The organism is Flexivirga oryzae (genome assembly GCF_014190805.1).
In the GTDB taxonomy this organism is placed as follows: Bacteria; Actinomycetota; Actinomycetes; order Actinomycetales; family Dermatophilaceae; genus Flexivirga; species Flexivirga oryzae.
The window spans coordinates 770,813-783,354 of sequence record NZ_JACHVQ010000001.1 but is presented as its reverse complement, the minus strand read 5'-3'; the positions used below and the strand labels follow the sequence as shown (position 1 = coordinate 783,354).

General features: G+C 72.1%; 11 protein-coding genes. 5 read left to right on the top strand and 6 right to left on the bottom strand.

What is annotated here, in order from left to right; genetic code table 11:
- Nucleotides 1-134: 134 nt before the first annotated feature.
- Both FHU39_RS03510 and FHU39_RS03505 read left to right on the top strand, forming a co-directional pair.
- Complete coding sequence (locus FHU39_RS03510; RefSeq protein ID WP_183319015.1) at nt 135-521, top strand: metallopeptidase family protein; 387 nt, start codon at nt 135-137, stop codon at nt 519-521.
- Nucleotides 521-1,360 (top strand): SDR family oxidoreductase, encoded by an 840-nt coding sequence (locus tag FHU39_RS03505; RefSeq protein ID WP_183319013.1) that lies wholly within the window; start codon nt 521-523, stop codon nt 1,358-1,360. Before FHU39_RS03510 ends, FHU39_RS03505 begins: the two co-directional genes overlap by 1 nt.
- A 4-nt stretch (nt 1,361-1,364) precedes the next feature.
- Here the strand turns inward: FHU39_RS03505 and FHU39_RS03500 are convergent, their stop codons facing one another.
- From FHU39_RS03500 to FHU39_RS03490, 3 genes are read right to left on the bottom strand one after another with little or no spacing between them, the layout of a single operon-like run.
- A complete protein-coding gene (locus tag FHU39_RS03500; protein WP_183319011.1) occupies nt 1,365-2,780 on the bottom strand; it encodes a DUF5719 family protein in 1,416 nt (471 codons plus the stop codon).
- A complete protein-coding gene (locus FHU39_RS03495) occupies nt 2,777-5,959 on the bottom strand; it encodes a glycosyltransferase (RefSeq protein ID WP_183319009.1) in 3,183 nt (1,060 codons plus the stop codon). Before FHU39_RS03495 ends, FHU39_RS03500 begins: the two co-directional genes overlap by 4 nt.
- 56 nt (nt 5,960-6,015) lie before the next feature.
- Nucleotides 6,016-6,297: a WhiB family transcriptional regulator gene (locus tag FHU39_RS03490; protein ID WP_425484755.1), complete on the bottom strand. Its 282-nt coding sequence runs from the start codon at nt 6,295-6,297 to the stop codon at nt 6,016-6,018.
- Nucleotides 6,298-6,470: 173 nt separating this feature from the next.
- On the opposite strand from FHU39_RS03490, the gene cofD reads away from it, so the two are divergent.
- The gene (gene cofD, locus FHU39_RS03485; protein WP_183319007.1) at nt 6,471-7,439 is read left to right on the top strand and encodes a 2-phospho-L-lactate transferase; all 969 of its coding nucleotides are present in this window, start codon (nt 6,471-6,473) and stop codon (nt 7,437-7,439) included.
- The gene (locus tag FHU39_RS03480) at nt 7,436-8,497 is read left to right on the top strand and encodes a coenzyme F420-0:L-glutamate ligase (RefSeq protein ID WP_183319004.1); all 1,062 of its coding nucleotides are present in this window, start codon (nt 7,436-7,438) and stop codon (nt 8,495-8,497) included. Before cofD ends, FHU39_RS03480 begins: the two co-directional genes overlap by 4 nt.
- A gap of 3 nt (nt 8,498-8,500) precedes the next feature.
- Here the strand turns inward: FHU39_RS03480 and FHU39_RS03475 are convergent, their stop codons facing one another.
- The gene (locus FHU39_RS03475) at nt 8,501-9,190 is read right to left on the bottom strand and encodes a TetR/AcrR family transcriptional regulator (RefSeq protein ID WP_183319002.1); all 690 of its coding nucleotides are present in this window, start codon (nt 9,188-9,190) and stop codon (nt 8,501-8,503) included.
- Between the two features lie 133 nt (nt 9,191-9,323).
- Between FHU39_RS03475 and FHU39_RS03470 the strand changes: the two genes are divergently transcribed.
- Nucleotides 9,324-10,832 carry an MFS transporter gene (locus tag FHU39_RS03470; RefSeq protein WP_221185113.1) on the top strand — a complete coding sequence of 503 codons (1,509 nt, stop codon included), beginning with the start codon at nt 9,324-9,326 and terminating at the stop codon, nt 10,830-10,832.
- On the opposite strand, the gene FHU39_RS03465 is transcribed toward FHU39_RS03470, so the two are convergent.
- Nucleotides 10,817-11,740: a DNA glycosylase family protein gene (locus FHU39_RS03465; protein WP_221185112.1), complete on the bottom strand. Its 924-nt coding sequence runs from the start codon at nt 11,738-11,740 to the stop codon at nt 10,817-10,819. The genes FHU39_RS03470 and FHU39_RS03465 overlap by 16 nt on opposite strands.
- Nucleotides 11,737-12,483 (bottom strand): hypothetical protein, encoded by a 747-nt coding sequence (locus FHU39_RS03460; protein WP_183319000.1) that lies wholly within the window; start codon nt 12,481-12,483, stop codon nt 11,737-11,739. Before FHU39_RS03460 ends, FHU39_RS03465 begins: the two co-directional genes overlap by 4 nt.
- Nucleotides 12,484-12,542: the final 59 nt, after the last annotated feature.

Sequence of the window (12,542 nt, the reverse complement as noted above, 5' to 3'; positions counted from 1 at the left end):
CTAGAACACGCTGCCGCCAGTGGGCGTTCGGCGCGCCGGTCGTCCCGCTGGCTTAGGGTTGGGGGCATGAGCGAGCGCAGCGAGCGACCGCGGGCTCAGCCTCTTGACGGTGCCCGAGGAACGAGGAAACCGTCATGAGTGGAGATCGGCGGGGGCGTGGTTTTCGTGGGCCGCTCGCGTGGCCGCCGGTGCCGGCGATGCGCAGCCGCTCGGCGCAGTTCGACGAGCTCGTGCTCGACGGTGTCGAGAACCTCGAACGCCGGCTGAAGCGCAAGCTCGACGGCATCGAGTTCGCCGTGGAGGACGTTCCGTCGACCGATCCGCCACCCTGGGAGCACGACCTCGCGCTCGGGCGCGCCTACGCCGCCGGCCGCGGCAGCTCCGCACGCGTCGTGCTCTATCGCAGACCCATCGAGTCGCGTGCTGCCGAGGACAGCGAACTCGCCGAGCTGGTCTGGGAGGTCCTGGCCGAGCAGGTCGCGCACGTGATCGGCATACATCCGGACGACCTGGAGGACTGATGTCGCAGGCCACCGATCCACCGCAGTTCGTACCGGGCCTGCCCGGACTGGCCCGGCAACCGGTGCTGGTCACCGGCGGCACCGGGACGATCGGCTCGCAGGTCGTCCGCGAGCTACTCCGATCCGGTGTGTCCGCAACGGTTCTCACCCGATCCACGGGCAGGGCCGCGCCGGGGTCGCACGAGGTCGAGGGCGATCTCGGCACGGGTGCCGGTCTCGCCGAAGCGATCGACGGGGTGCAGGCGGTGATCCACTGCGCCAGCGACGCGAAGCACACGCAGGAGGTCGACATCGCGGGCACCCGCCGGCTCTGCACCGCGCTCGGCGAGCACAATCCGCAGGCCCGGCTGGTCCACGTGTCGATCGTCGGCTGCTGGGACAACCCGCTTCCCTACTACCGCGCGAAGGCGGCGGCGGAGACCGCGGTGACCGACTCGGGACGACCACACGTGATCGCGCGGGCCACCCAGGTGCACGAGCTGGTGCACCGCCTGGTCGGCAGCAACCTCGCCGGGTTCGGGATCGGCATGCGCGGCCTGCGGTTCGCGCCCGTCGACTCCGCCTGGCTGGCAACGCAGTTGGTCGATCTGGCACTCGACGAGAAGCTGCGGACGGGCGTCACGGAGTATGCCGGGCCGGAGACGATGTCAGCTCGCGAACTCGCCGTGCTCACCGCCCATGTGGAGGGCCGGCGCACGCCACATGTCGTGCGCCTGCCGGCCGTGGGCGGCACGATGCGTCGCTTCGCCGAAGGCTCGAACCTGCCCGCTGAGAACGCGATCCGCGGCGGCGCCACCTACGCGCAGTGGCTGGCGGACCAGCAGCGGGCGGCGAAGTAGTCGCTCACCCGCGGGCGGGGACCAGCCGGGAGGTCGCCTGGTGCAGCGTCACCGGCTGCACCGGCACGGTGGCGAGGAAGGCGCCGGAGGAGTCGTGTCCGGTCACAGTGACCGCGGCGTGCACGGAGACCTTGCCGATCGGGCGCACCCACACCGCCCGCGCGTCCCCGACCGGCACCGCGACGGGGTGATCTGCCGGAACCGCAACCGTTTTGGTGGTACTGTCCCCGGACGCCGCGACGGTGACGACCTGCGCCGTGCCCTTGCGGGTCGCCGCCAGCATGAGCTGTGCCGAACCCGCGGGGACACCGGCCGGAAGGGCAACTCCCGCCGGCTCCGTGAGGTCGGGAGCCGCCGTCGCCCAGCTCAGGTCGGTCGTGCCGGACGTCCCGGTGCGGCTCATCACCGCCGCGACGACCGGCACGTCGGCGGTCACCCGGACCGCGTAGCTGCCCGCGGCAAGCCCATGCAGGCCGACGACTGTGGAGGCACCGCCCGAAACCGTGGTGACCTGGTCGGCGACGACCGCGCCGGAGGTGCTGATGGCCCGGACCCGGACGATGGCCTGGTCGCTTCCGGGCACGGCCAGGCGGACGCTGGGTGCCGCGTCGGTGGCCTTCACCCCGGGGATCACCACATCCTGCGCAGGGGACACGGCGTCGGAGGAGGTGCTCTCCCCCACCGGGGTCTCCCCGGTCATCCAGACGTCGGTGAGCGATGCGGCGACCCCGGCACCGGAGGCAGTGACGTGCACGACGGCGGCCGCGAGGTCCGGGCCGAAGTCGCCCAGGGTCAGCACTTTGCGCTCGCCCGGCGCCAGCACCGTGCCGTCGACGCTCGCCGTCTTGTCCACCCCACCGGAACCGATCACCGCAGCGTCCACGGTCGTCGGTGTCGCCGCCGGGTTGACCAGGGTCAGCCGCGCGACACGACCCTTCTCCGTGCCGCCGCCGAAGAACCAGCCCGAACGTGCCGGCGTCGCACAGTTGCTCACGGTGAGTCCCCGCGACGCGGTCCGCGTGTCGACCTGGAGCTGACCGGCGACCAGCCCGGTGGCCAGGCCGCCGGTGGCGATGACCCGGCCGGCCACCGACGACGGCAGCTTCGCGTCGGTGGCGGCGCCGTGCTGCAGCGTGAGGTCGCCGGAGGCCGAGCCCGCCACCCGCACCGTCCCGCCGGCCGGCACCGTGGGCGCCCAGCTCTGCGGAACCGAGGCGGTCGCGACCGTGCCGTCGAGATCGGCACCGGTGCACGTCAACGACAGCTCGGTCACCCGGTCGGAGGTCGTGTCGACGGACGCGGTCCGAACGTCCGAGTGCCGGGTGGTGTCGGCAGTGCCGGTGGCCTCGGTGGCGCCCCACACCAACCCGGCGCCGGCGACGACCGCGACGCCGGCGCGCACGATCCCCCACCGTTTCACAGCGTCCTCCGCGACCGTCGGTTCCCGAAGGGTATGGCGAGGAAGAGCAGCAGCGCTGCGAGCGCTCCCTGGCCGAGCACGACGTGGGGGTGCTGCAGACCGGGATCGATCACCAGCCGGCCGCCCGCCGCAGGCATCGGGTAGGTCAACGAACCGTCGCGGACGACCGCGCTGACCCGGTGCCCGTCGACCGTGACCCGCCCGTGGTCGCGCCACCCGACACCTTCGGAGATCACCAACTGGCGGCCCTGCACGCCTGCAGGGAGGCGGGTGACGGTGCGTGCATGTGCGGTGGTCGACGGGACCTGGGCGATCGGGGCGCCGTCGTGCTCCAGCCAGACCCGGCTGCTCGCGACGACGGTGGCGCCGTCCTGGGTTGTGGCGGGGGCGACCCGCCATACGCCCGCACGTGCCGCGGCGGAGATCTGGGTGAGGCCGGCGACCTGGCGCAGCGTCGCCGTGATGGCGGAACGATCACCCGGACCGTCGATGACGACGAACCCGACCCCGAGCGACCGCAACGCCGCGGCTGCCTCGTCGGCCCGGTCCGCCTGCAGCAGGGTCTCGGTCACCCGTGCGGTCGGGGCACCGCCGCCGGGCACCGGTTGCGTGAGCCCGGTGGCCGGAAGACCGGTCTCCCGGCCGACCAGCGTGTAGGTGATGGTGCCGGAGTCCGCGATCGTCAGCCGCAGGTAGCGCACGGCGGTGGGACCGGTGAGTTGCTCGGTGACGACGCTCGACGCAGCGGCCGGTGCCGGGTGCACGGTCCCGGTGGGTGTCGCCTGCCACGCGGCCAGGGCCGTGATCGCGGCGAACACCAGGGTGGCCGCGGTCGTGACGCCGACGGCAAGGCGACGCTCGAGGACCGGTGCGCGACCCGGCCGCTCGGCGAGCACGCCGCGCAACCCGACCAACGCGGCGCCGATCAGCGCGGCCGCGAAGACATCGAGGCCGAGCCCGCTCCACGGTGTGCGCGGGCCGTCGGACCACTGCACCAGGTGCACGTGGCCGGCGCCGAGCGCCGCGGCCAGACCCAGCAGCCCGAGCAGCGCGAGCCCGGTCGACGCCTTCCCGAACCCGTTCCTCACCAGCCCGGCGATGCCGAGCGCCAGCACCGGGACGCCGGCGAGCACGGCGTAGGAGCCGGGGCCGCCCGGATGCAACAACACCAACTGCCAGGGCGGTGTGGCGTGGACCGTGTCGAGGCCGCCCGGGCCGGCCAGCAGGGGCCGCCAGTCGGTGAACAGCGCACGGGTCCACCAGCCGAGGAGCGCCCAGGGCAGCACGGCGACGGCGAGGCCCCGCAACCGCGCCCAGCCGGGCCCGATCAGCGCGATGACGACGCCGACGAGGGAGGTCACGACCAGCAGCGGCGGGGCGAACGCACCCACCACGGCTGCGGCGAGCACCGTCCCGCAGGTGACCGGGGTGCTCGCCCGGCGGCGTCCGACCTCGAACGCGCCGGCGAGCGCGAACGGGAAGACGATGTGCGCGACGACCGGACCCAGCCGGCCGGCCGCGACGGCAGTGGTCAGGGTCGGCAGGCTCGCCCAGGCGAGGGCGGCGGCGGCTCGCGGCCACCGCGCGTGGGTCGCGATCCGTCCGGCGCGGTAGGCCACCAGCCCGGACAGCGGCATGGCCAGCACCAGCAGCCAGGTCACGACGGCCGCTCCCGAGGCCGACCCGTTGACACCCGGAAGCTGTTGCGTCAGCCAGGCCAACGGCGCCAGCAGCACCAGGTATGGCGTGGCCGATCCGGGCTGCCCCAGCCCGGGTCCCGTCCAGGCGTCGCGCCACATCCGCCATACCCCGGTGGCGTCGGTGGTGAAGGGTTGCAGCGCTCCGCCGGTCAGGCCGTTGCCGGTGCCGCGCAGCGCGCCCCCGGTGATCAGATCGCGCCAGCACGCCCCGGCCGCGGCGAGGAGCGCCAGGACGACCCACAGGCCCGGATTGCGCAGCACACCGCCCCGACCGGGCCCGACCGGCATGGACTCGGCATCGTCCGCGACCGGTCCGGTCTCGACCGGTTCGGTGGCCGGGATGTCCCGACGGGTCGGCTCCGGTGTGATCGCGTCACCGACGGTGGCCACGGCGTGTTCGACAGCGCCGCGCCACGGCACGAAGATGCCACGCAGGTTGCGGCGTCGGGTCGACGCACGCCCGACGAACCGCCACCGTGCGCCGAGGATTCGGATGAGACCGAACGGTGCTGTGGCCTGGGCGAACTCGGCGAGGGACCGGCGCGGCCGCTTCAACAACAACAGGACGACGCCGAGGACGGTGCAACTGAGCAGGATCCACAGTGCCATGAAGGGCAGGGCGAGCAGCGAGCAGCGCGCGAGAGCGACCTGCCGGTGCCGGCGCAGGGTGCGTGGCGCCGGACGATCGACGTCACTGTCCTTGCCGACCAGGTCCTGGTGCGCCCGTGCCGCCGGGACGACGATCACCTGCCGGCCGATCAGGTGGGCACGCCACGAGACATCCAGCCCGTCGCCGTCGCCGTCGAAGGCGGGATCGAAGCCGCCGAGGCTGAGATAGACGTCACGCCGGATCAGCATCCCGGCACTGCTGACGGCCAGCACGTCACGCCGGTCGTCGTGCTGGCCCTGGTCGGGCTCGCCCTGCATCCGGTCGCCGACGTGGCGACCGGCGCGGGTCAGGTCGATGCCGACGTTGACCAATCGGGTCGGGTCGTCGCGGTCCAGGACCTTGCAACCGGCGATGCCGATGCGGTCGCTGGCCGACACGATGGTGACCAGCCCGTCGAGCGCGTCCGGCGCCGGTGCGGTGTCCTCGTGCAGCAGCCAGAGCCACTCGTCCCGGTCGCGAGGTCGAACCGGGCGTTTGCGCGCCCTGCGACGGGGCCGCAACGCCACCACGGCGTTCTCACCGGGGGGCGGCAGTGCCGTGACCGCGGTGTCGACGATCTCGGCGAACGGCGTCCCGGGCGGGACGGTGACCACCGAGACCGCCCAGTCCGCGGAGCCGATCGCGGGGTGGTCGGCGAGCAACGCCGGCAGATCACGGTCCGGTGTGGCATCGATGACGACGAGCCGCTCGGGGTGCCGGGTGGCGGCCACCAGCGATTCGAGCGTGTCCGTGAGACGTGGGTGGTCACCGTGCTGGACGACGAGAAGCGCGGTGACCGTGAAATCGGTGGCCTCTTCATCGGTCGCCAAGAACCCGGCACTGGTCAGCTCGGCTGCGTGCCGGGTGGGCCGGGCGTCTGTCGTGGTCAGACCGCCCGCTTCTTCAACTTGCGACGCTCACGCTCGGACAGACCGCCCCAGATGCCGAAGCGTTCGTCGTGAGCGAGGGCGTACTCGAGGCACTCGGCCTTGACTTCGCATCCGATGCAGACCTTCTTGGCCTCTCGGGTGGAACCACCCTTTTCCGGGAAGAACGCCTCCGGGTCGGTCTGCGCGCACAGTGCGCGCTCCTGCCACGAAAGCGCTGTCTCGTCTTCTTCCTGCTCGAGCCCCTCGTGCAAGAGGGTCAAAAGTGTGAACTCCTGCACGGCTCCTCCTCCTCATCCGCCGGACCTGATGGGCTTAATTACACGCGTGTCATTCCGATACGTCAAGCCCGGAACCTGCTAGCTACCGTTCGCAGACTTTCGCGTCCGACAAGGCTTTTCGTCCCGGCGGAAGCCGATTCGGGCCGGAAGACCCGACGTGCGACGATGGTGCGATGCGCATCACCGCACTCGCCGGGGGTGTCGGCGGCGCCCGATTCCTCCGCGGTCTCCTTCATCACCTGTCGGCTCGAAGTGACGGCCCGCACTCGCTGACCGTGATCGGGAACACCGGCGACGACATCACCCTCTTCGGCCTGCGCGTGTGCCCGGACCTCGACACGTTGCTCTACACCCTGGGCGGTGGCGTGCACGAAGGCCAGGGCTGGGGCCGGGCGGACGAGACGTTCGTCGTCCAGTCGGAGCTCGCGGCATACGGCGCCCAGCCGCAGTGGTTCGGCCTCGGCGACCGCGACTTCGGCACCCATATCGCGCGCAGCCAGTGGCTCGGTCAGGGTATGACGCTCAGCGCCGTCATCGCGCGCCTCGCGGAGCGCTGGGGCCTGCCCGGGCGCGGTGTCACGCTGCTGCCGATGACCGACGCGCCCGTCGAGACGCACGTGGTGATCGACGAGGGAGACTCCGAGCGCGCCATCCACTTCCAGCAGTGGTGGGTCCAGCATCAGGCGGCACTGCCCGCGAAGCGTTTCGTGGTCGCGGGGCTGAACCAGGCTGCTGCGGCGCCCGGGGTGCTCGACGCGATCCGCACCGCGGACCTCGTCCTGCTGCCGCCCAGCAATCCGGTCGTCTCGATCGGCATCATCCTCTCGGTGCCGGGGGTGCGGGATGCGATGCGCGGCACCACGGCACCGGTGGTCGGCGTGAGCCCACTCGTCGGGGGCGCCCCCGTGCGTGGGCACGCCGACGCATGCCTGTCGGCCATCGGCGTGCCGGTCACGCCCGACGGCGTCGCCGGCCTCTACGCCGACTTCCTCGACGGTTGGCTGGTCGACAAGGCCGACGAGGCGGCGATGGCAGACAGCGACCTCAGCGTGCGCGCGATCCCGCTGCTGATGACGGACATCGAGGCGGCCGCCGAGATGGCCTCCGAGGCGGTCGAACTCGGCCTGTCCCTGCGTCGATGATCTCGATCCGACCGCTCGCAGTCGCGACCGAGGTCACGCCGGAGACCGACCTGCCCGCCCTCCTTGCCGGACTGCTCCGGCCGTCGGCCGATCCACGCGACGGCGTCGTCCCGACGCTCCTGCCCGGTGACATCCTCGTGGTCACCAGCAAGGTGGTCTCCAAATGGCTCGGGCTGTATGCCGAGCCAGGGGTCGACCGCGCGGATCTCGTGCTGCAGCAGTCCCGTTCGGTGGTCGCCGAGCGAGCGACGGAGGGCGGCGTGACCCGTGTCGTGCATGCGACGGCGGGACCGGTCATGGCCGGCGCGGGCATCGACGCCTCCAACTCCGGCGACGACCGGCTCCTGCTGCTGCCCGACGACGCCGATGCCGTGGCCGCACGTCTGCGGCACGAGGTGGCGAAGCTGCTCGGCCGTCCGGTCGACTTCGCGGTCGTACTGTCCGACACGTCCGGCCGCGCGTGGCGTGCCGGGCTCACCGACTTCGCGCTCGGCGCCGCGGGTCTTCGCCCGATCGACGACCTGCGGGGCCTGCCCGACACCGCCGGCCGCGATCTCGCGGTCACGATCCGCAACATCGCCGACGAGGTCGCCGCGGCCGCCGATCTGGTCAAGGGCAAGGTCGATCGGGTGCCTGTCGCCGTGGTGTCCGGCCTCGCCGGTTTCGTGACCGCCGACGACGGGCCGGGGGCGGGCGTGCTGGTGCGCACCGGTCCGACGGACTGGTTCGGCCTGGGGCGCGCGGAGGCGGTCCGTGCTGCGCTCGGCGTGCCACCGGGAAGCGCCGTTTCGGCCCGGGTCGGCATCGAGTCGACCACGCCGGAACCGTTGCGCGAGCGCGCTGCTCGCGCGTTGCGCGTTGCGCTCGCCGCCGGCGATCAGGTCGAGGCGGAGCTGAACGGGCCGACCGAATCGTCACTCGCCGTCCGCCTGCGCAGTGCGGACCCCGTTGCGCTCGGTCGCGTATGGGCCCGCCTGGAGGCCGCCCTGGCCGGTGAGCGCGCCGAGTGGGTCGCCGCGCGGCACGACCACGACGTCACGGTGACCATCTCGCAGTGATCCTCATCGGCGCGCCGGTGCGGTGACCAGCCGGTCGATGCCGTCCAGGATCAGCCCGAGGCCGAAGTCGATGTCCTGCTCGCTCGGGAAGCTCTCGTCGTCGTCCTCGAACGTGCCGGCCGACAGCGCGGCCGACACGGCAGGGAATTCGCCGGGGTCGACGACCGACGCGAGCGCGTGGGCCCAGCCGGTGCCGTCGCCGTACTGACGGGCCTGGGTGACCATGCTCCGGACGAAACCGTCCACGACGAGGAGCGCGGACGCCGCCGATTGCGGGTCGAGCCCGGTGCTGCCGATCGCCTGCATGCCGCTGTCCATCCACGCGATCGTGTTCGGTCCGGTGGGCGGGCCTTCCAGGATGATGTCCAGGACCCAGGGGTGTGCCCGCAGGCGTGCGAACTCGGCACGTGCCCACTCATTGACCTGTCGCCGCCAGCCGCTGCGCCGGGACCGCTGCGGAGGAAGGCCGAGCGCCGTGTCTCCGGCGACCGCGACCAGGTCCTGACGGGAGTCGACGTGCCGATAGAGCGCCATCGTGGTCAACTGCAGGCGCTTCGCCACTGCCGCCATGGTCACCGCGTCGAGCCCACTCTCATCGGCGAGTTCCGTTGCGACTGTTACGATCTCACGAATGGTCACCGATGGCTTCGGGCCACGGCGGGGTTTGTCGTCCACCCCCCAGAGCGCGCGCATACCGCAACTCAAACCCGACTCGTCCACGTCGCCTCCGATGCTCCCGGCAATTAACTCTTTACATCGTACACAGTAATGACCTATATTCTGTATCTGACATAAACAGTTTGCTACGTACACATTTGGAGTGGCGATGACCATGACCGAACTCGCACCACCACGGGCCGGGCGCAGGGAGTGGGTGGCGTTCACCGTGCTGGCGCTGCCGCTGCTGCTGGTCTCGATGGACGTGTCCGTCCTCTACTTCGCGGCGCCGGAGATCAGCCGTGATCTGCACGCGTCCAGCACCCAGCAGCTGTGGATCTTCGACGTCTACGGCTTCGTGCTGGCCGGCATGCTCATCACGATGGGCGCGGTCGCGGACCGCATCGGGCCGCGGCGGCTGTTGTTGGTCGGTGCAGCGTGCTTCTCGGCGACCTCGCTGCTCGCGGCATACGCCGGAAGTGCCGCGCACCTGATCGTCGCCCGCGGCATCCTCGGGGTCGCCGGTGCCACCCTGATGCCGTCCACCCTGTCGATGCTGCGGTCGCTCTTCCCCGACGAGCGTCAGCGCGGCCAGGCGATCGGCGCGTGGACCGGCATCATGACCGGCGGCATCGCACTCGGCCCGGTACTGAGCGGCGTTCTGCTGCAACACTTCTGGTGGGGGTCAGTCTTCCTGATCAACCTCCCGGCCATGGCTCTCCTGCTCGTCCTCGGACCGATCCTGCTCCCCCGCGGCGAGCGACGCGAGCAGCCATTGGACCTGCCGAGCTCGGCACTCTCGCTCACCGGTGTGCTGTGCACCATTTACGGCATCAAGCAGTGGGCGGCAGACGGTTTCGAGCTGCGTTGGGCCGTCGCGATCGCGATCGGCGGCGCCGTCCTGGTCGCGTTCGCGCACCGGCAGTTCCGCGACGCCCACCCGATGGTGCCGCCGACGCTGCTGCGCAACCGGAGCTACTGCGCGGCCCTGCTGGGCAACACCGTCTGCTCGTTCGCGCTGGTCGGCAACGCCGTCCTGTTCACGGCCTACCTGCAGCTGGTGCTCGGTTACGACCCGCTCGCTGCCGCGCTCTGGAGCATCGCGCCGACGGTGTGCGTCGGCGCCGTGGCGCCGTTCGCCGCACCGCTGGGTGTGCGCCTGGGCAAGCCGCTCGCAGCGGCGCTCGGCCTCGGTGCGGGTGCGTGCGGTTTCGGCATCCTGGCGACGGTCGGCACGTCGTCGCTGTGGAGGGCTCTCATCGGCGCCGGAGTGCTCGCGGCCGGACTCGTCGTGACGATGACGCTGGCCAGTGAGCTCGTCCTGTCGAGCGTCGACGAAGGGCAGGCCGGTCGCGGAGCGTCGGTCTCCGAGGCCGCGAGCGAGCTCGGCGGCGCCCTCGGCATCGCGCTGCTGGGCAGCATCGCGGCGGCCGGATACCGGGCGCAGGCGGCCGACACCCTTCCGGCAGCCGTGGCCCACGGCCCGGCGGGCGGGTCACTGGCTCAGGCCGTGGGAGTCGCAGCCGGTCTGCCGGATTCGCTGGCACAGCAGGTGTTGTCGGCTGCGCGCTCGTCCTACGTCCACGGTGTGCACCTCGCGGTGCTGGCCGGCCTGGTCCTGCTGGCCGGAGCGTCACTGGCCCTCTGCCGCAGCCTGCGACGTCAGCCCGGCAGATGAGTCGGTATGGCGAGCCGCGGGCCCCGACGGGGCGCACCCAGCCGGCCGGCCATGACGAGGTACTGGACCCGGTATCGATGACCGCCGTAGGGCCGCAGCAGCTCCGCAAGTCCCTCGTCGCCGACCGGAGCCCCGAGCAGCGCGTGCCCGATGTCCTTCGCGACGTGAAAGTCACCGAAGCTGACCGCATCCGCGTCGCCCGCGGCACGCTGCATGGTCTCCGCGGCCGTCCAGACGCCGACTCCCGGCACGGACCGCAAGCGTTTCCAGGCAGTTTCGCGTGGCAGGGTGGCGCATTCCTCGAGGCGGGGCGCCACCTGCAACGCCCGCTGGGCCGTGTCGGCCCGCCGTGCGTCGACACCGGCGTGCAACCACTCCCAGGACGGGATGCGTCGCCAGCCCGCTGCGTCCGGCGGCACCATCAGCCGCAGCGGTGCGACCGGTCCGGGCGCTGGTGCGCCGAATCGACGCACCAGCCGGCGATAGCCGCCGAAGGCCTGCTTGCCGGTCACGCGCTGCTCGATGATCGCCGGGATCAGTGCATCGAGGACCAGACCGGATCGAGCGATCCTCCAGTGCTTCTCGGCTGCGGCGATCGGGTGCAGCACGTCGTGACGGACCCGGAACGACGCGGTGTCGTCGGCCGCCCCGAGCAGCTCGGGCAGCCGGTCCAGCGTCCATCGCGCTCCCGGCCCCCACGCCTGCGCGACGACCCGGTCGCCCTGCGCCGCCGGCTCCCGGTGCAGCCGAAGTGTCACCGTGCCGTCCGGGGTGCGGGCGGCCCGCCATACGACTCCGGACTCGGCGCGGAAGGTGGGGTCACCGGACCCGCGCCGGAAGGTGGCGAGGATGGCGGCGAGCGGCACCGGACGGCCCGGTGCGAAATCTGCCGTGAGCGGCGCCGTCACCGACGTCGGAAGGCCAGCAGCGCGAGCCCGAAGTTGCCGGTCTCCGCCGAGGCCACGGCGTTGGCCTGGCGCCCTTCTTCGAGTGCGAGGTCACCGACGAGCGAGAGGCCCTGCTCGTCGGCGCGGGCGATCAGCGAGCGCAGGTCGGCGACCGCGACGCCGCCGGCGTCGCGGGGTCCGAGGCGCAGCGAGACGATGATCAGGCCGCCGCGCCGCAAGGCGGCGGTGCCGCGCGCCAGGTCCTCGTCGACCGTCGTCGGGTCGCTGGAGTGCGGGTGCAACCGGACCACCAGATCGACCGATCCGGGGTCGATCGCCGAACCCACGACCTCGGGACGCATCACGTCGACCGCGAGCGGTGCGAAGCCCACTTTGGTGGCCCACCGGGTGAAGACCGACCGCGGACCCGCCGTGTCGACCACCACGGACCTGCGTCTGCCGTCGTCGACGATGCGCAGCAGTGCCGCGAGCGCGCCGAAGGCTGCCCACGCGCTCGTGTCGTCCAAGGTCCGGGCGAGGCCGAGCCGCCTGGCGGCCTTGCGCGCCAGACGGGCCTCGTCACCGTCCAGCAGGAGCCCCGTCGTGCGCACACCGCTGAAATCGGCGGCCTTGAGCGAAACCTTCTGCTCCGCCGGGCGGGGCAGTTTGGCGGCGGTGTCGCGGGCGGCCTGGCGGGCACGTCCGACCACACGCTGCACTGCGGGAGATCCGGAGATGCGGGCGGCCGACGAGTGAACCTTCACCCCTCGACTCTAACCGGCGGTGGTGACGATCGCGGGGAGATGCCGGATCGGACGGCACG

Coding starts and splice junctions, on each gene's coding strand:
- FHU39_RS03510 (WP_183319015.1), top strand. CDS start 135: ATGAGTGGAGATCGGCGGGGGCGTGGTTTTCGTGGGCCGCTCGCGTGG.
- FHU39_RS03505 (WP_183319013.1), top strand. CDS start 521: ATGTCGCAGGCCACCGATCCACCGCAGTTCGTACCGGGCCTGCCCGGA.
- cofD (WP_183319007.1), top strand. CDS start 6,471: ATGCGCATCACCGCACTCGCCGGGGGTGTCGGCGGCGCCCGATTCCTC.
- FHU39_RS03480 (WP_183319004.1), top strand. CDS start 7,436: ATGATCTCGATCCGACCGCTCGCAGTCGCGACCGAGGTCACGCCGGAG.
- FHU39_RS03475 (WP_183319002.1), bottom strand. CDS start 9,190: ATGCGCGCGCTCTGGGGGGTGGACGACAAACCCCGCCGTGGCCCGAAG.
- FHU39_RS03470 (WP_221185113.1), top strand. CDS start 9,324: ATGACCATGACCGAACTCGCACCACCACGGGCCGGGCGCAGGGAGTGG.